This is a genomic window from Micromonospora sp. CNZ286 (assembly GCF_014207755.1).
The window spans coordinates 3,837,487-3,856,158 of sequence record NZ_JACHIZ010000001.1 but is presented as its reverse complement, the minus strand read 5'-3'; the positions used below and the strand labels follow the sequence as shown (position 1 = coordinate 3,856,158).

Sequence of the window (18,672 nt, the reverse complement as noted above, 5' to 3'; positions counted from 1 at the left end):
GCGCGACATGGAGAGCTATCCGATGAACGCTGCTGTGCGCATCCGTGCTGCCCGCTGGACGGACAAGGACGCGGTCGCCGAACTGATCGCCGACACCTTGCACCTCAGCCCGCTGGCGGCGTGGCTGGTGCCTGACCCGCCGCAGCGCCGCCAGGTGCTCACCGATGTCGTGGGGATCTGGGTCGAGCATGCGCTCTTCTTCGGCGATATCCACCTCACCGACGACCACACCGCCACCACTGTCGGCTTCCACCGCTACCGGCCCATCCCGCCACCAGCCAACTACCGCACCCGCCTGACCGAGGTTGCCGGACCACACGCCGACCGGTTCGATCTGCTGGACTCGCTCCTGGCCGAGAAACAGCCGACCGAGCCGCACTACCATCTCGCGTTCCTCGCCGCCCGTCCTGACGCCCAGAAGGCCGGCCGTGGCACCGCGCTGCTGGCCCATCACCGCAGCCGACTCGACCGCATCGACCTACCGTCCTGGACCGCCGTCCTCGCAGGCGGGGAGCACCTGTTCGCGCGCCACGGCTACACGCCTCGACCGGCGATCACCCTGCCCGACGGCCCGGCCCTGCAGCCGATGCGGCGTAACGCCCACCGTGACAGCAGCAGCGGCGGGGGCATGCCGATCAACCCGGCCCGCCCCGTCGACAACCGCTGGCAGGGCTTCCATGTCTAAACCTGGCGCTCTCATCACCAAACAGACCGACCCGGCGACCGACCATCTCGATCCCCAACCAATACCGCAAACCATGCCGCTCCCAAACAGATACCCTCCAGACCTCATCGACGCCGTCGTCCAGCGCGTCACGGACACCCGCGCCGTCAAGGCATACGGCGCCGTCACCGCCGTCGCCCGCCAGATGGGCCTCGACCCGCGCCTGGTCCAGAAGTGGGTCAACAAGGCCACTGCCCCCGTCACTCTCCAGCGAGGCAAACCCGCCGCCGAGTCGCGGGAGGCGTACCTATCACCGGGGCTGCTGCACTGCAGGTTCTGCCAGCAGCCGATGGCTCACGCCCAGTCGCACGACTCGGGTCAGGGCTACCAGTGCCAACAGGGCTGCAGACCCCGCCCTCTGGATGGCGTTGCCGTCGCCGACACCGTCGGCCGGGCCATCCTGGCGCACGCCCCTCGGCTCATCCCGTCGACCGGCACGCCGACCCCGCCACACCTCGCAGCCGTCCACGCCCACCGCGTTGTCGCCCGCGTCACCGTGGGGGCCACTCCCAGCGACGTCACCCTCACCTGGCGCGCCACCCCAGTTGTCGAGCCCGACCGGCTCGACACCGAACGCGCCCAGCGTGTCGCCACCGCCCGCAACCTCGCCGTCAGCGACCCGCTACGCGCCCGGCACCTCCTGCACGCCAGCCTCACCGGCGTCGACCCCGCCACCGCGTCGGCCCACCCTCTGCACGCCGACGCCGCCGCACTCCTGGCCGAACTGCAACTCCGCCTCCGCCACCTCGCCGACGCCATCACCTGGGCCACCTACGCCCACCACAGCACGGCCCACCTCTACGGGCCCACCCACCAGCGGAGTCTTCACGCCCTTCGCATCCTCGCCGCCGCCCACCGGCGCGCCGGACATCACCAGCGCGGGTACCGCCTCTACCGACAGCTCGCTGAACACCTTGCCGCGACCGCCGGGCCGCATGCTTCGCGAACCCTCGCAGCCCAGGCCACCATCGCCCTCGTCCTGCATGCACTCGGTCACTGCCAAGCCGCCCGCACCCTCCTCGCGGAGACCATCACCACCCACCGCCGCGAGCACCCCGCCACCGCCCGCATGACCCAGCACCTGACCCGCATCTGGCGCGACTGCGCCGCCAAAGGCCACCAGCACCAGGACGCCGAACCCCCGGCAATTCCGCCCGAGGTGAAACCGATCGAACAGCCCGACCTTGCGGCGGGCAGGCCGCGTTCCTTCGACGTCCCCCATTTTGGCCAGAACTCTGCCCTCGACGGGGCAGGACAGCGCACCGCTCGACGCGATTCCGCACGGCGGGGCCACGGCCAGCAGCCACCCATCGGAAAGGCAGACCCCCGCCCATGGACAACGTCGTTGCACGAGGAACCAAGGTCGTGGTGACGGGCGCAGCCGGATTCATCGGCTCGCACCTGGTAGAGGCACTCCTCGACCAGGGGTACACGGTGATCGGCATCGACCGGCGAAGCCCGCGAACAGATCCGATCGCGCGCCTCAATTTGCAGGAGGTCGTAGGCCACCCCGGGTTCTCCTGGGCGGAGGCGGATCTGATGGACGCGGACTTGGACAGCCTCATGGAGGATGTTCGATACGTCTTTCACCTCGCGGCGGTGCCTGGTGTCCGGTCGTCGTGGACCGGCTTCCCGCGCTACGTGACGGCGAACATCCTGGCCACCGAGCGTGTGTTGGCGGCATGCGTGCGCCAGGAAGTACCGAGACTGATCTACGCCTCGTCATCCAGCGTGTACGGCGTCAGTGGCAGCCCGAGCCGGGAGAACGAGCCGACGGTGCCGATCTCTCCCTACGGGGTGAGCAAGCTCGCCGGCGAGCAGCTCTGCCTGGCCCATGCGAAGCGTCCTGGCAGCCGGTTGTCGGTCGTTGCGTTGCGGTACTTCACCGTCTATGGGCCGAGGCAGCGGCCCGACATGGCGATCGGTCGCGTGCTGGCGGCGGCGTTGACCGGCGAACAGTACACCTTGTTCGGGGACGGTACGCAGCGGCGGGAGTTCACCTACGTCGGGGACGTGGCCGATGCCACGCTAGCGGCGGCGACGGTGGATGTCCCGGCCGCCGTGGTGAACGTCGGTGGCGGTTCGAGCGTCTCGATGATCGACGTCATCGGTATGGCGCGGCAGGTGACCGGGCAGCCGGTCCCGCTCACCGCCATCCCTGCGCTGGCCGGGGATGTTCCGGCCACTGCCGCCGATCTGACCCTGGCACGCGTTTTGCTGGGGTACCGACCCGACACCGACCTGCACACCGGGTTGGCGCGCCACGCCGAGTGGCTGCGCCGGCTCCCACCCGATCAACTCAGCCTCTACACCCCACCGCGTGTGGCGATCGAGGAGGTGTCCGCATGCTCGTCCTGACGGCCGGATCGGCAAACGAGTTGTACGCGTCGGTGTGTCGAGAGCTCTTGGTGCAAGGGCACCGTGCGACGCCGCGCGGCCTGCCGACCATGGAGGTGCTCGGCGCGCATCTACGGCTGACCGATCCACGTCGCCGGTTCGTCAGCGTGCCGCCGGTGCGTGTGCTGAATCCCGCGTTCGCGGTCGCCGAGGCGCTGTGGATCCTGTCGGGCTCTGACGCACCCTGGATCTTCACGTACAACCGGTCGCTGGAACGGTACGCCGACGAAGGCAGGCTGCAAGGGGCCTACGGACCGAGGATGCGGCACTGGCGCGGCGTGGACCAGCTCGATCACGTTCGCCGTCTGCTGCAGCGCGATCCGGACAGCCGCCAGGCGGTCATCCAGCTTTACGACCCGCAGCGGGATACGTGCGGACACCGCGACGTGCCCTGCACGCTGAACTACCGGTTCTTCATCCGCCGCGGCCGGTTGGAGATGCACACCACCATGCGCAGCAACGACATGTGGCTCGGCCTGCCGTACGACCTGTTCACCGCGACCATGCTGCATGAGCTGCTGGCCGGCTGGCTCGGCGTGGACCTGGGCACCTATCACCATCACGTCGACTCGCTGCACGTTTACGCCGAGCACGAGCAGGCCGCCGCGACAGTGGCCGAATCCGTGGTCGCACCGTCACCGGCCATGCCGGCGCTGTCGGCACCTGCCGACGGCTTCACCGAATTCCTCACCACCGTGGTGACGGGCGACGTCATGCCGGACGCCGACGCACCCTGGGTGGCGATGGCCGCCGTGCTGGCCAGCTACCGCCGATGGAGCGCGGGCGACCGGCCGGCTGCACGAGATCTCGCCTCGAAGATCGACGGCGACATGGGGCGGGCCTTGCAGAGCTGGTACGCCCGCCTCACCGACGCGGCGGAGCTGGCCGGCTCCGCGAGAGGGGGTGCCCGATGACCGCTACCAACGTCGTGCTGGGTCTGTGCGCGTTCACCCACGACTCGGCCGCCGGGCTCCTGGTCGACGGCGACCTGGTTGGCTTCGCCGAAGAGGAACGGCTCACCGGGGACAAGCACACTGCCGCCTACCCTGCCAGGGCCGTCGCGTGGCTGCTCGACACCGCCGGGATCGGTCCCGCGTCGGTGGATGTGGTGGCCTACAACTTCGACGGCCGTCGTTACCTCGACGCCCTGCCCGCCACCGAACTGTTCGCGCGGATGCCCGAGACGCAGGAGCGGGCGCAGCCCCGAGCGGACAGCTTCCGGAAGGTCCACGACCGGTTCACCGCCCGGATGACTGAACTACGCAGCCGTTTCCCGCGCGCCCGGATGGCGCCGGTGCTGCACCACCGCGCCCACGGCCTGTACGCCTTCGCCTCCAGCGAGTACGACGCCGCTGCCGTGCTGGTGGTGGACAGCCTCGGCGAGGTGCAGTCCACCACCATCGGCAGCGGGCTACGGCTGTCGAACGGAGACTGCCGCACCGTCATCGCCGAGGACATCACCGACCCGGCGTCACTCGGCTACGCCTACGGGGCAGTCACCGAGCACCTCGGCTGGCGCCGGGGCGACGAAGAGGGCACGGTCATGGCGCTCGCCGCGCTCGGCGACCCAGGCCGATTCCGCCCACTGATGCGCGAGGCGATTGTGCTGACTGAGCGCGGTTTTGCACTCAATCCGCGCTGGTTTCCGCTGCGCGTCCTCACCCGCGGCTACCCCCGGGTCAGCGCCGAGTTCGTCGCCGCCACCTGTCCCAGCCGCGACCCCGCCGCCCCGGTGGAGCCCGTCCACGCCGACCTCGCCGCCGCGCTCCAGGACCGCACCGAGGAGGTCATGCTGCACCTGGCTCGCCGCGCCCGCGCGGTGACCGGGATGCGACTGCTGTGCCTCGGCGGTGGGGTAACCGCGAACTGCGTAGCGGTCGGCAAGATCGTAGAGGCCGGGATCTTCGACGAGGTCCACGTCCCGCCGGCACCAGGTGACTCAGGCACGGCGATCGGTGCGGCGCTGGCGGCCAGCCTCGACGCTACCCGCCGGATTCCCACCGGCGTCGCCGGCCGCTGCTACCTCGGTCCGGCCTACACGGAGCTGACACTGCCCGAACATCCCCGCCCTGGGCTCAGCGCGTACCAGCCCGCCGTACCGGCCAAGCACCTGGCGATCAAACTCGCCGAGGGATACACGGTGGGCCTGTTCCACGGCGCGTTGGAGGCCGGCCCTCGTGCGCTGGGCAACCGGTCGATCCTGGCCTCACCGCTGCTGCCCGACGTGGTCGACCGGCTCAACGCCACGGTGAAGTTCCGCGAGCCGTTCCGCCCGTTCGCGCCCGTCGTGCTCGCCTCGGCCGCGCGCGACTACTTCACCCTGCCGCAGCCGACCCCGTTCATGTCGATCGCCTCCGGCGTGACCGACCTGACACGCGACAAACTGCCCACCGTCGTGCACGTCAACAACACCGCCCGGATGCAGACCATCACCCCGGACGCGAACTCCTTCCTCGCCGAGGTGCTGGCGGAGTTCACCGCGATCACCGGCCACCCGGTGCTGATCAACACCTCGCTCAACGTCAAGGGCAAACCGATCTGCGGCACCCCGGACATGGCGATGGACTGCCTGACCGACAGCGGACTCGACGCCCTCATGCTGGAAGGCTGGTGGGTGACCAAGTGCTGATCGGCTACAGCTTCTGGGGCTTCCTCGGCCCCGGCATCACCGACACCCCCGACGGCGGGCGTAGCCACCGGCGGGTGCTCATCGACGGCCTCCGGGAACGTGGGCACGAGATCGTCTTCGTCCAGGCCAACCGAGACCGCGAGGAGGCAGACCTCGACCTGACCCACGCCTACCGGTGGGACCGCGGGCTACCCGAGGCCGACGTGCTGTTCCTGGAGTGGCGCTGGCCGATCCCCGGCCGCAACACCACAGCGTGCGGCACGCCCGGTCACACCTGCGACCTGCACCGACAGCAACAGTTGCTCGACCACTACACCGGGCGGGGCACTCCCACCGTGCTCTGGGACAAGGACCGGCAGCTCCCGGAGCATGATCCGCTGCGGCAAGGGGCGAACGTGACGGTCTGTGAACCGGCGCTGCACCCTTCGCCCGGCGCGGTTTCGCTGCTGTTCCCGGTCGCGGACTCCGCGCTCGACGGTGCCGATCCCATGGCCCTCGCGGCCCGGCACCGGGACCTGCCGCTGGTGTACGTCGGAAACCAGTACGACCGCGATGACGCCTTCAACCGCTTCTTCGCCCCAGCCGCCAACGTTCATCCCCATCTCGTCGCAGGGAAGTGGACCAGTACGCAGCGGTGGCCTGGTCTCAACTTTCACGGCCGGGTGCCGTTCGTGGAGGTGAACGCCCTCTACCACCGGTCGATGTCCACGCTCCTGCTGCTGCCCGACCGGTACGCCCGCGCGGCGCACATGACCCAACGGCTGTTCGAGGCAGTCCTCGCCGGCTGCTTGCCGCTCACCCCGGCGACCATCCGCGACGCCGCACGGTTCACCCCACCCGAACTGCACGCGGCCGACGGGCGTCAGGTCGCCCGAAGGATCACGGAGCTGGTGAGCCTGGCCGGGACCGACCGTCACGCAGAACTGATCGACCTGTGCCTGGACCGGCTGGATCTGTTCCGCCTATCCCGCCAGCTCGACACCATCGAGCAGGTCCTCGCCGGCCACGGGGTCGGTCGATGACCGGCTCGCCGCCGCCCAGCGGCACCAGCCGGAGACTACTGTCGGCGGCCATGGACAGGATCGCCATCATCGGCTGCGGCGGCTCCGGCAAGACCGTCCTGGCCCGCCATCTCGCCACCACTCTCGGACTTCCCGTCACCAACCTCGACAAGCTTTACTACGACGACGGCTGGAACCCCACCCCGATGGAGAAGTTCGCCGCCCTCCAGCGCGAACTGGTCGCGGCAGAGCGGTGGATCATCGAAGGCAACTACGCCTCCACCCTGCCCATCCGCCTGGCCCGTGCCGACACCGTCGTCTTCCTCGACCTGCCGGCCCGCACCTGCCTGTGGGGAATCGCGCAACGCCGCTGGCGCTACCGGGGCGGCCAACACGCCGACGGCGTCTACGACCGCATCACCTGGTCCTTCATCAAGTACGTGCTCGGCTACCGGCGCAGCATGCGCCCCAAGGTCAACGCACTCGTCGCCGAGCATGGCCGACACGTCCGGTACCTGCGCCTAGCCAGCAGGCGGCAGGCCAATCGATTCCTGCGTCAACTCGACGCCGACACCGGCACCTGACCTGCGGAGGCGACCCTGTCCACCCCCACCGCTCCCTTCACCGACCCCGCGCTCATCCGAGGCACCCTGTACGCCACCGCAGACCGGATCGGGCAGCGCACCAGCGCCCTGCACCGTGCGAAGATCACCGGTGCGGACGCCGCCACCACCATCGCCGCGCTGGCGGCAGCCGCCCATCCAAACCCCACCCGGGTCGCGGACATCGGATGCGGGCGGGGCACCACCACCGTCGAACTGGCCCGCCAATACCCCGCAGCGGCCATCGTCGCCGTCGATCAGTCCCCGGCCCTGCTGGCCGTCGTCCGCGACCGGCTACGCACCCACGCCCGCGAGATCAACCTCGTCACCGCCGACTTTCACCACCTGCGCGGCGTCCTCGCCGACGTCGACGTGGCCGTGGCGGCGTTCTGCCTTTACCACTCGCGGCGGCCCGAACAGGCCCTCGCCGAGATCGGCGCATGCTTGGCGCCGGGCGGGTATGTCATCGCAGCCACCAAGTCAGCCGACAGCTACACGACCATCGACCAGGTCATCGCCGCCAGCGGCCTGGACCGGGGTGCCATCAGCCGACCGAGCCTGTATGAGGCGTTCCACACCGGCAACGCCGAAGCGGCGTTCGCTGCGGCCGGGCTCGTCCTTCACCGGCGGCTAGACCAGCAGCACACGTTCCGGTTCACCGACCTCGCTCACCTCGCCGAATATGCGGTCACCAGCCCCAAGTACCGGCTTGCACCTGAGTTGGCCGCCGACCCGGCGGCGCTGGCCGCCGTGCTGCGCGCCCGGCTCCCCGACGAGCCGGTCACCGCCGCCTCCACCGTGACGTACCTGGTGGCCGCGCGGCCATGAGCCCGGCAGTATTCGTCAAACGCTACGCCGACCCGGCCCGGGGCGTCGCCGCCCAGGCGCACCTGCGATGGCTCCAGCAGCTCGGCAGCGACGTACGGCTACCGCATCTGCACCCCGGGACCGCCACCCACCTGATCCTCGAACACCTTGACGGCACGCCACCACAACCGCGCGACCTGCCCCGCCTCGCCGCCGTCCTGGGGCGGCTGCACGGCACCGCCTACGCCCGCGAGCTACACGCCGCCCACCTCGACCGGCCCTTCCACAGCCAGGCAGGGCCGACCCTGCCGGCCTTCCACACCGGCCGACACACCGTGCTCGCCCAGGTCGGCGTAGACCCCACCGGCCTTCTCGCCGCCTTCTACAAGGACGCCAACCTGCGCAACTTCATCATCACCGCCACCGGGCCGGCGGTGGTCGACTTCGATGACCTGACCCTCGCCCCGTTCGGCTACGACCTCGCCAAACTCATCGTCTCGGCCGCCATGACCTACGGCACGCTGGACAGCCACCAAGCCGAGGTTGTCGTTGCCGCCTACACCCACCACGTCGAGAACACCGGCGGACCAATCAACTCCTGCACCTTCACCCAACTCACCCGCTACGCAGAGATGCACCACCTCCTCACCGCCCGCTACCTGCACCGCAACGGCTACCGGCACCCCTGGCCCGCCGTGCGTCCCTGGCCGGCACCCGCTGGGCCGCTCAGCCTGAAGGAGCCCCCGCCATGACCGTCACCACAGAACTCGTCCTCACCCGCCACGGCGAAGCCAACAACAACGCCACCGGCACCGTCGGCGGGGAACGCGGCTGCACCGGCCTCAGCCCCCGTGGCCGCACCCAGATCCAGCGCCTCGCCCACCGCCTCGCCGCTGAACACCAGCAGCGCCCCTTCAACGCCTTCTACGGCACCCCACGCCGCCGAGTCCGCGAATCCATCGACATCATCACCGAGGCTCTCCCCGTAGCCGTCACGATCGTCGAGGACCTACGCGGCCCCGACCACGGCGACGCAGACGGCCGCCCCTGGCACGACATCAAGACCACCTTCGGCGGACCGCCCCAGCACAACCCCGACCAGCCATACGCCACCGACTCCGAAACCTGGAACCAATACCTCCACCGGGCGACCAGCACACTACGACAGATCCTCGACCGGCACGCCGGACAACGCATCCTGATCACCGCCCACGGCGAAACCATCGAAGCCGCCCACGTACTGCTCCTCCAGCTACCACCCGCAGCACGCCTGGGACTCGGATTCGTCACCGACCACGCCTGCATCACCCGCTGGCAGCAGCACGTCAACCGCTTCGACAGGCACGTCTGGATGCTCGCCGCCCACAACGACACCCGGCACCTCAGCGATCAGCAGCAATGAGCGACCCAGCCGCAACCCTGCTCGCCATCTGCCGACGCCTCGTCGACCCCCACGCCCGACCCGTCGCCCTGCACGCCGGCCACAACGGCACCGCCGTGCTACGGGCCGCTACGCACGCCGGGGACGTCATCGTCAAGTGCCACCGCGGCCACGACCGCCACCACCAGGAAATCCACGCCTATCAACACTGGACCCCAGCCCTCGGCACCAGCGCACCCAAACTGATCGCCGTCAGCGACGAGCCACCAAGCGTCGTCGTCACCGCACTACCAGGGCGCCCACTCGCAGAAACGGATCTTGACCCGCAGCGCGAGATCCACGCACACCGACAAGCTGGCACACTCCTGCGCCTGCTCCACAACACCAGCCCGCCACGCACGGAACCAGACATCACCGCCTGGCTGGCCGAACGCGGCGACTACTGGCTCTCACTCGCAAAAGATCTTCTGAGCGAACAACGACGCACTGAAATCCGAGCTCACCTCCGCGACCTCGCCACGCTCGGACCACTCCCTGCCGTCCCATGCCACCTCGACTTCACCCCCCGCAACCTGCTGTGCACAACAACCACATCCGCGGAAGAGCCGGTCAACCGTAACCGCCACGACGCCTCCTCAACGTCACCCGGCGTGGCACTCGCGGTGATCGACTTCGAACACGCCCGGTTCGACCTCGCCGCCCGCGACCTTGTCCGCCTCGCTACCCGAACATGGCCGAACCGACCAGACCTGGAAGAAGCATTCATCAGCACCTACGGCAACCTCACCGACCTCGACCGCAAGGTCATCGAGCACTGCTTCCACCTTGACGCGCTGACCGCCACGGTCCGCCAGGCGCTGTCCAGACGCTTCACACGTTGCCGCCCCGGCGCCGTGTAACGGCGATAGAGGTGAAGAGCGCCGGCGATCCTCCCCCACCGGCCCCCTCCGCGCGCCAACTATGAAGCGGCGGGAGTTCAGGCCCAACTCCCCGTCAGCTTGGTAGATCCCCGGTGGTGGTCCGGGCCGGTCATGATCCACCGGCTGATGTGGCGGGGTTTCGGGACCGCCGGTCGTATTGATGGCGGTGTGGTCGGCGTGGCTGCGCGTAGCGGGTGCAGCCAGCGGCACACGGTCTGCACGCTGCCGGTGAACCCCATCGCCTGCAGTTCAGCGTGCAGGACGACGGCGTCGGTGACGCCGGCGATGAACCGGGTGGCCAAGCGGGCGGTGAACCCGTCGAGCAGGCTGGTGCGTTTGACGGCCTTGACCAGCAGTTCGTCAATGCTGTTGGCGCGGGCGAAGCGGCGCACCGTCGAGCGATCCAGATCGAGTTGGCGGCTGATCGCCCACAGCGACGCACCCTCGGCCAGCGACTCCGGCACAGCGAGCGGCGAAGCGCTCTCGCGTGCGGGCGGCCAGCGACCGTTTGCGGCCACAGACGTCGCGCATCCCCTTGGGCACGGGGTCGGCGTCCGCTGGCGGCGGCCCACTGCGGAGGCTGTCGGGCTGTTCGATGGTCGGCGGCGGCGAGGGCGCGGTGGCCTGCGCTGCGGCGGTCAGCCGCCCCACACGCAGGCGTGGTGGGAGCGCAGGGTCTTGTCGACCGCCTCGCCCACGTTGTGCCAGATATGCCACCTGTCGGCGACCTGGCTCGCCTCGGGCGCGCCGGTACGGCAAGTCCAGGACGCTGCGTACCGGCGTGCGACCGTGGTCGCGGCGGCCGTGAACGTATCAAGGCCCTGCGGCGGGGAGAGAGCCGGTCTCGTGCTCTTGGGGGAAGATAAAGTGAGCGCGCGAACCATCGTGATGAGTTGGATGTCAGAGCGCGTGATGGTATCTAAGCCGTGACTGAGGGTGGATACTGCTGTGTTTGCTGCCGAGGGTGTGAGGGCCGCTCGACGCGGTCTGCCGCCGCTGCCAGAACCCGGTCAGGTGGTCGAGGTTCGCGGCTCGACATGGGCTGTGTCCAACGTCCAGGCGCAGGGTCTTCCGCGTAGCCCGGCCGACGAGTCGGTTGCGCAACTGAGCCACGTCGTCGACCTGCTGTCCCTCGATGAAGGCAGCCTGGGCGCGCAGCTCAGCGTGGTATGGGAACTCGAAGTCGGCCACACTGTTGCCCCAGCGCAGGGCCTCCCGGACGCGATTCAAGCCGATGGCTTTGACGACCCGGAGACGCTGGCTGGCTTCATCGACGCGATGCGGTGGGGAGCCGTCACGAGCGCCGACCCCAACCGCTATCAGGCTCCGTTCTGGTCTGGGGTGAACGTAGAGGCGTATCAGCTCGAACCGCTCCGCCGCGCGCTTGGGGCACCGCGCGCGAACCTCTTGCTGGCCGACGACGTCGGCCTAGGCAAGACGATCGAGGCAGGGCTGGTGATCCAGGAGTTGTTCCTGCGTCACCGTGCCCGCACCGCGATCATCGTGTGTCCGCCGAGCCTGTCGCTGAAGTGGCAGGACGAAATGCGGGAGAAGTTTGGCCTGGAGTTCACCATCGTCAACTCCGAACTGATGGCTGAGGTACGTCGCACCCACGGTCTACAGGCCAACCCGTTCCAGATCTTCCGTCGGGTGATCGTGAGCATGGCCTGGTTGCCGCAGGTCCGGGCCCAGCGCCTCATGCGCGACATCTACGCGCAGGCCGCGAACCCCAAGACCGGCAGCCGGTACGCCTTCGACGTCCTCGTCGTCGACGAGGCGCACCATGTGGCGCCAGCGAGTCCCTCGATGGTCGCCGGCGGGCGCGGGTACGCGGTGGACACCCAGCGCACGGTCGCCGTGCGGCAGCTCGCGGAGAAGTGCGAGCATCGCCTGTTCCTGAGCGCGACACCGCACAACGGGCACCCCGAGTCGTTCACGGCGCTGATGGAGATGATCGACCGCCGGCGGTTCGCCCGTGGCGCGAACCTCGACCCCACCGCGCTCAAGGACGTGACGGTCCGGCGGCTGAAGGCGGACCTGACCGGTAAGGGGTTCAAGAAACGCCAAGTCGGGACGATCGAGTTCGACCCGTCGGAGTCCGAGCAGCGGATGTTCTCGCTGCTGGACGAGATCGTCACCAAGAGCGCACGTTTGAACGGCACCAAGCCCGGCGGCGACATCGTGACAATGCTGCTGAAGAAGCGGTTCCTGTCCAGCCCGTTCGCCTTCGGTATGACCCTGAGCCACTACCTGTCATCGAAGGCCGGCCGCGGGCTGTCCGACGACGAGTACGACGACATCTTCGGCGAGGGCCAGTCCGACGAGGAAGAGGGCTTGTGGGAGCAGGACGAGGCGGAGAGGTTGCGCGAGTCGAAGGGCTCCGACCCGCTCGTCGGAGCTGAACCCGGGCAACTAGAGACCCTGATGAACTGGGGTCTGGGCTATGAGAGCCGCGCTGACTCCCGTGTCGATCGGCTTATCGGCTTCCTCGACGCGAACTGCCGTCCCGACGGCAAGCGCTGGACCAACGAGCGTGTCGTCGTCTTCACCGAGTACGCGCACACCGTCGACTGGCTCACCCGCGTGCTGCGCCAGCGCGGCTACAGCGACAACCGGCTCGCGGTGATCCAGGGCTCAACCCCGCCGGACCAGCGTGAGTACATCCGCTCCCAGTTCACCGCCGACCCGTCGAAGGAGCCGGTGCGCGTGCTGCTCGCCACCGACGCCGCCGGTGAGGGAATCGACCTGCAGACCTACTGCCACCGACTGGTCAACTTCGATATCCCGTTCAACCCGTCCCGGCTCGAACAGCGCATCGGCCGCATCGACCGGTACGGCCAGACCGAACAGCCGCAGGTGTTCCACTTCCTGCCCGTGCGGGACTCCTCCACATACGGTGCCGACCTGAAGTTCATGCAGATCATCGCCCGCAAGATCGCACAGGTCGAGTACGACCTCGGCTCAGCCAACCAGGTCGTCGGTGACGAGATCCAGAGCCACTTTGGCCGCCGCACACGTACGACGAAGAAGTCCAGGGGCATCGACACCAACGAGGTCATCAACGCCGCCTTGGCCGGCGGCATGGAACTCAACGCCCGCCTCACCCAGCTGGAGCAGGGCTACGACGACCAGCGCACCGAGATGCACCTCGACCCGGCCAACTTACGCCGCGTGGTCGACGCCGCGCTACGGCTCAACCACCAGGAAGCCCTGATCCCGAACCATGAGTTCGCCCAGGACACCGACGCCGAGGTCTTCACCGTGCCGACTCTCACCACAGGCTGGCGAGACACCCTCCGGGGCCTCGATACTCGCCTCGATCCCGGTGTACTGCGGCCCATCACCTTCGACCCGGACGCCGCCGAAGGGAGAGCCGACCTGGTGTACGTCCACCTTGGCCACCCGATCGTGCAGAAGGCCCAACGACTGCTGCGCCGGTCGTTGTGGAGCGTCGACTCGACTCTTCGGCGTGTGACGGCGGTGGTCGTGGACGGCCTTGATGAATCGTTCGTCGCCGCCGTGACCCGCATGGTTCTCGTCGGCCGCGGCGGTGTCCGGCTGCACGAAGAGGTCTTCCTTGCTGGCGTCCGGCTGCGCGGACGGCGCGCGATGGCCGAGGAGCGGGCAGAGGAGGCACTCGATAAGGCGCTAGACCGGGAGAACCTCGCCCTGGCCGATCAGCGGGTCCGCGACCAGCTGTGCGACCTGTGGAACGTGCCTGACGCCCCGCTGCGCCTGCGACTCGAAGAGTCGATGCGCACCCGCGCCGACCGCCGACACGACCTGGTCACCGAGCAACTCGCCCGGAGGCAGGCCGCAGACGTGCAGCGGGCGACGGAGATCTTCGCCGCTTTCCGCGCCAATCTCCGCGACTCGCTCACCCGCCTCCGCGCCGAGGAAGACGCAACCGCCGGGCAGCTGTTCACCGACCCGGACCAGCAGCGGCAGTGGCGGCGCGACATTGAGGCCATGTCCCGCCGCCTGGACGAACTCGATGACGAGCAGGCGCGCGAGATCGCCGCCATCAACGACCGGTACGCCGAGGTCAAGCCGCACACGACCGCAGCCGCCGTCGTGTTCGCCCTGACCCGCGGCGACGCAGATGGGTGGCGAGAGTGATGGTGCGCCGCTACAACACCCGACGCTCGGCCCCCAGCGTCGCCGACCAGCACCGCGCCTGGCTGGAGCTGGTCGACACTGACGGCCCGTTTCTCGCCATCCCGCCACTGAAGCGCGTGTGGCCGCAGGGCATGCCCACGCTGTCCGACGCAAGCAAGGCCGCATTGGTCGATGCCCGCAAGGACTTCGAGGCCGCGTGGGAGCGCCTCGACCGTACACCGGATTCGGAGCAGGCCCTCGACGCCTACCGCGTCGTGCGCGACAAGTGGGTCGAGACGATCCTGCGCGATGTCGCGGGCTGGGCCGAATCGCTGTCGTGGGGCGAAGTGGCAGGCGTGGAGGCGTGCTCACCCAACCGGGCTGTCACCGTGCGCGCGCAAGCGTCGCTCAGCGGTCCCGACGGTGTCGGCGCGCTAGTGCACGTCGTTGACCCCGTCGAATCGCTGCGCGATACGCCCGGCGACCTGTGGGCGGCCAACCCGATCGACCGCCTCGAGGCGATGCTGCGCGACGGCCGCGTCCCGATCGGCATTGTCACTGACGGCCGCTGGTGGGGACTCGTCTGCGCCCGCCAGGGTTCAATGGTGGCCTCTGGCATCGTGGACGCGCTGACCTGGATCGAAGAACCGCGCACCCGGGATGCGTTCCTCACCCTGATCGGCCGGCCATACCTGATCGGCGGCGACCCGAAGGACCGGCTCCCCGTGTTGTTCGAGGAGTCGGTGGCCGCAGCCGAGGAGATCACCGAGGCTCTGGGCGCCCAGGTGCGGCGAGCCGTCGAGCTGATCATCCAGTCCATGTCCGAGTCGGCAGCCGACGCCCGACGACGCAGCCTTCCAGACCCGCTGCCGGCGCGCCCGCGCGACAGCTACGAGGCCGCCGTCACGGTGATGATGCGCGTCGTCTTCCTCCTGTTCGCCGAGGAGCGCGGTCTGCTGCCCTCTGGCGAACTGTTCGACCAGGGCTACGGCATCGCCCGTGAGCTCGATCAGCTCATCGCGCGCAGGACCGAGGAGAGCGAGGAAGCCCTCGACTCCACCTCGTTGACCTGGCACCGGCTTCTCGCGACCAGCAACGCCCTCTACCACGGCGCGTCCTTCGAGAATATCCGTATGCCCGCCTACGGCGGCTCCCTGTTCGATCCGTCCCGGTTCCCGTTCCTCACCGCTGCGACCGACGAGGGAACCCTGGCCGTCACGGTTTCGGACCGCGTCATGCTTCACGTCCTGCAGTCCGTGCAGATTGCCGCCATCAAGGGCGAAGCGCGGCGAATCTCGTTTCGCGACATCGATGTCGAGCAGATCGGCTACATGTACGAGGGACTGCTCGGCTACACCGCCGCCGTCGCCCGCGAGGTCACCGTCGGCATCAAGGGCGGCCTCGGCGAAGAGCCCGAGATCCCGCTCGCCCTGCTGGAGGGGCTGGCTGCAAAGAACCCTGACCGTAAAAAGTTCGCCGACGCCCTCCGCGCCTGGGTGGAGCAGGATCAGCCCTCGGCCAAGCCGCCGTCGCGAGCCGCCATCGCCAAAGCCGTTGACGCCGACGTCGACCCGAACATCGTCAGCGCGTTGACCCAAGCCGTTAGCGACGACCTCGCCCTGCGCGACCGCGTCAAGCCATGGCTCGGGCTGATCCGCCTCGACCTGCGCAAGCGGCCGTTCGTCGTCCTCGACGGCGGCCTGCTCGTCAGGGAAACCCCATCGCGGAAAAACGCTGGTGCCCACTACACCCCGAAGTCCCTCGCCGAACAGGTCGTGCTCCACGCCCTCCAACCGCTCTGCTACGCGCCCGGCCCGCACCAGGCAGCCGATCCGGCGGCGTGGAAGCTCAAGTCGTCCAACGAGATCCTCGGCCTCAAAATCGCCGACATTGCCTGCGGCTCCGGGGCATTCCTCGTCGCCGCCGCCCGCTACCTAGCCGAGCGCGTCGTCGAAGCCTGGACCACCGAGGACCCTGCGAACGCAGCCCGCAAAGACCTCTACACCCTCGCGATCCGCCAGGTCATCGCGAAATGCCTCTACGGTGCCGACATCAACGACATGGCCATTGAGATGTGCAAACTCTCGCTATGGCTTGTATCTCTCGACCGTAACCTGCCGTTCTCGTTCGTCGATGACAAGGTCTTCCTCGGCAACTCCCTGCTCGGTCTCACGAAGCTCGACCAACTCCGAAACCTGCACATCGATCCGAGCAAGGGAACCAAGTGGGTTACCAAGAGGTTGGCGTCCGGCACCGACCTCACGTACGTCGTCGACGTTGACGTTGACTCGATCATCGCCAAGGCTGTCGCCCTCCGTGAGGACCTTGCGTCGCCGGTCGACGACGCTGACCCGGCTCGCTCCAGCGCGGCGAAGCGCCGCCTGCTCACGCAGTTGCACGAGGTGACGGCAGACTTGCGGAAGATCGCAAACGGCGTCATCGGCGCGGGCCTCCCTCTCGGTGGCAAACCCGGCAAGACTCTGGACGCCGCGTATGAGGACTTGCGGATGGCTGCCAGAAAGGCATACCCGGGCACGGCTGGCGGTGACTCCGACAGCGCATGGCTTGAAACAATCATCGACCGGGGCCTCACACCCGCTGTCGAGACCGACTACGAGCGTTGGCAACCACTTCACTGGATCATCGAGGCCGCCGACGTCATGGTCGACCACGGCGGCTTCGATGCCATCATCGGCAACCCCCCGTTCCTTGGCGGACAGAAGCTCACCGGCGCCATGGGCACGCCGGTCCGCGACTGGTTCGTCAACATCCTTTCCGAGGGCCGCCGAGGCAGCGCCGACCTCGTCGCCTACTTCTTCCTACGTGTCACCTCACTCTTGCAGGCGAACGGCACCCTCGGCCTGATCGCCACGAACACCGTCGCCCAGGGCGACTCCCGCGAGGTCGGCCTCGACGCCATAGTCGCCGCCGGCTTCACCATCACCCGCGCCATACAGTCCCGGTCCTGGCCGGCAGCGAGCGCCAACCTCGAATACGCCGCAGTCTGGGGCACACTCGGCTCGGTCGCCGACGCGGTCCCGCGTGTGGCCGACGATGTGCCGGTCAGCCGCATCAGCACCCTGCTCGAACCGCAAGGCCGCGCCGCGGGCAATCCGATCCGCTTGATCGAGAACGCCGGCATCGCCTTCCAGGGCTGCATCGTGCTCGGGATGGGCTTCGTGCTCGACACGGCTGAAGCGCAAGAGTGGATTGCCACCGATCCACGCAACGCCGAGGTGCTCTTCCCGTACCTCAACGGCGAAGATCTCAACTCCCGCCCCGACGCCTCAGCCTCACGCTGGGTAATCGACTTCAACGACCGCACTGAAGCGGCGGCGGCGGCGTACGCCGCGCCGTACGCACGGATAAAAGACAGCGTCAAGCCGGAGCGCATGCAGAACAACCGAAAAGTCTACCGCGACTACTGGTGGCAGTTCGCGGAGAAGCGGCCAGCCATGCGCAAGGCAATCGCGGAGTTGCCTGAGGTGTTGGTCATCGCTCTTGTCAGCAAGACCGTCATGCCCATCCGGGTCGCGAACGTGCAGGTCTTCAGCCACAAGCTGGGTGTCTTTGCTACGGACTCGTATGCGGACCAGGCGGTGCTGTCATCGACGGTTCACCAACTTTGGGTCGTCAAGTACACGTCAACGATGCGGGCGGACATCAACTACTCGCCGTCGGACGTGTTTGAGACCTTCCCCCGCCCGCCCTTTTCCGAACGTCTTCAAGCTGCAGGGCGTTCTCTGGACGAGGAGCGTCGGGAGGTCATGCTTCGACGCGGGCTCGGTCTCACGAAGCTCTATAACCTAGTCAACGACGCCGAGTTGAGCGATGCCGCCGACCAGGATGTGGCGCGCATGCGAGCACTGCACGTGGAACTCGACCTCGCCGTCCTAGATGCATACGGTTGGTCCGATGTTACTCCCGGTCACGGCTTCCATGCATTTAGGCAAATGCAGCGCTGGAGCGTGAGCCCTGCAGCCCGCGTCGACATTCTCGACCGACTCCTCGAAGAGAACCACCGCCGAGCCGGACAACCGCCACGGAGCAGCATCGACGCATCCTTGGGGGTCGATGAACTCGGATACGGCGGAACACTCTTCTGACCAGTTC

14 protein-coding genes are annotated in these 18,672 nt (G+C 68.3%); 13 read left to right on the top strand and 1 reads right to left on the bottom strand.

Translation table 11 applies throughout. From position 1 onward, the window contains the following. The first annotated feature begins 7 nt into the window (after nt 1-7). From FHX31_RS17465 to FHX31_RS17415, 11 genes are read left to right on the top strand one after another with little or no spacing between them, the layout of a single operon-like run. Nucleotides 8-685 (top strand): GNAT family N-acetyltransferase, encoded by a 678-nt coding sequence (locus FHX31_RS17465; protein ID WP_486481686.1) that lies wholly within the window; start codon nt 8-10, stop codon nt 683-685. After that, nucleotides 678-2,096, top strand: coding sequence for a tetratricopeptide repeat protein (locus FHX31_RS17460; RefSeq protein WP_184976790.1), 1,419 nt, complete (start codon nt 678-680; stop codon nt 2,094-2,096). Before FHX31_RS17465 ends, FHX31_RS17460 begins: the two co-directional genes overlap by 8 nt. After that, nucleotides 2,057-3,082, top strand: a complete 1,026-nt coding sequence (locus FHX31_RS17455) for an NAD-dependent epimerase/dehydratase family protein (RefSeq protein WP_184976789.1) — start codon at nt 2,057-2,059, stop codon at nt 3,080-3,082. The genes FHX31_RS17460 and FHX31_RS17455 overlap by 40 nt, the downstream gene beginning before the upstream one ends. Continuing rightward, on the top strand, nt 3,070-4,035 hold the full coding sequence (locus FHX31_RS17450; protein WP_184976788.1) for a thymidylate synthase: 966 nt from the start codon (nt 3,070-3,072) through the stop codon (nt 4,033-4,035). Before FHX31_RS17455 ends, FHX31_RS17450 begins: the two co-directional genes overlap by 13 nt. Further along, on the top strand, nt 4,032-5,750 hold the full coding sequence (locus tag FHX31_RS17445) for a carbamoyltransferase C-terminal domain-containing protein (protein ID WP_184976787.1): 1,719 nt from the start codon (nt 4,032-4,034) through the stop codon (nt 5,748-5,750). The genes FHX31_RS17450 and FHX31_RS17445 overlap by 4 nt, the downstream gene beginning before the upstream one ends. After that, nucleotides 5,732-6,772, top strand: coding sequence for a glycosyltransferase family protein (locus tag FHX31_RS17440; RefSeq protein WP_486481685.1), 1,041 nt, complete (start codon nt 5,732-5,734; stop codon nt 6,770-6,772). Before FHX31_RS17445 ends, FHX31_RS17440 begins: the two co-directional genes overlap by 19 nt. Nucleotides 6,773-6,822: 50 nt before the next feature. Further along, entirely contained in the window at nt 6,823-7,335 is a 513-nt protein-coding gene (locus FHX31_RS17435; RefSeq protein ID WP_184976786.1) for a topology modulation protein, read from the top strand. 15 nt (nt 7,336-7,350) lie between these two features. Continuing rightward, nucleotides 7,351-8,181 carry a class I SAM-dependent methyltransferase gene (locus FHX31_RS17430; protein ID WP_184977811.1) on the top strand — a complete coding sequence of 277 codons (831 nt, stop codon included), beginning with the start codon at nt 7,351-7,353 and terminating at the stop codon, nt 8,179-8,181. Further along, nucleotides 8,178-8,912, top strand: coding sequence for a phosphotransferase (locus tag FHX31_RS17425; RefSeq protein ID WP_184976785.1), 735 nt, complete (start codon nt 8,178-8,180; stop codon nt 8,910-8,912). The genes FHX31_RS17430 and FHX31_RS17425 overlap by 4 nt, the downstream gene beginning before the upstream one ends. Then, a complete protein-coding gene (locus FHX31_RS17420) occupies nt 8,909-9,562 on the top strand; it encodes a histidine phosphatase family protein (protein WP_184976784.1) in 654 nt (217 codons plus the stop codon). Before FHX31_RS17425 ends, FHX31_RS17420 begins: the two co-directional genes overlap by 4 nt. Beyond that, nucleotides 9,559-10,440: an aminoglycoside phosphotransferase family protein gene (locus tag FHX31_RS17415; protein WP_486481684.1), complete on the top strand. Its 882-nt coding sequence runs from the start codon at nt 9,559-9,561 to the stop codon at nt 10,438-10,440. The genes FHX31_RS17420 and FHX31_RS17415 overlap by 4 nt, the downstream gene beginning before the upstream one ends. Nucleotides 10,441-10,517: 77 nt before the next feature. Here the strand turns inward: FHX31_RS17415 and FHX31_RS17410 are convergent, their stop codons facing one another. Continuing rightward, nucleotides 10,518-10,979, bottom strand: coding sequence for a hypothetical protein (locus FHX31_RS17410; RefSeq protein ID WP_184976783.1), 462 nt, complete (start codon nt 10,977-10,979; stop codon nt 10,518-10,520). 430 nt (nt 10,980-11,409) lie between these two features. Between FHX31_RS17410 and drmD the strand changes: the two genes are divergently transcribed. After that, nucleotides 11,410-14,580 (top strand): DISARM system SNF2-like helicase DrmD, encoded by a 3,171-nt coding sequence (drmD, locus tag FHX31_RS17405; RefSeq protein WP_486481683.1) that lies wholly within the window; start codon nt 11,410-11,412, stop codon nt 14,578-14,580. Beyond that, complete coding sequence (locus FHX31_RS17400) at nt 14,580-18,665, top strand: Eco57I restriction-modification methylase domain-containing protein (RefSeq protein WP_184977809.1); 4,086 nt, start codon at nt 14,580-14,582, stop codon at nt 18,663-18,665. Before drmD ends, FHX31_RS17400 begins: the two co-directional genes overlap by 1 nt. Nucleotides 18,666-18,672: the final 7 nt, after the last annotated feature.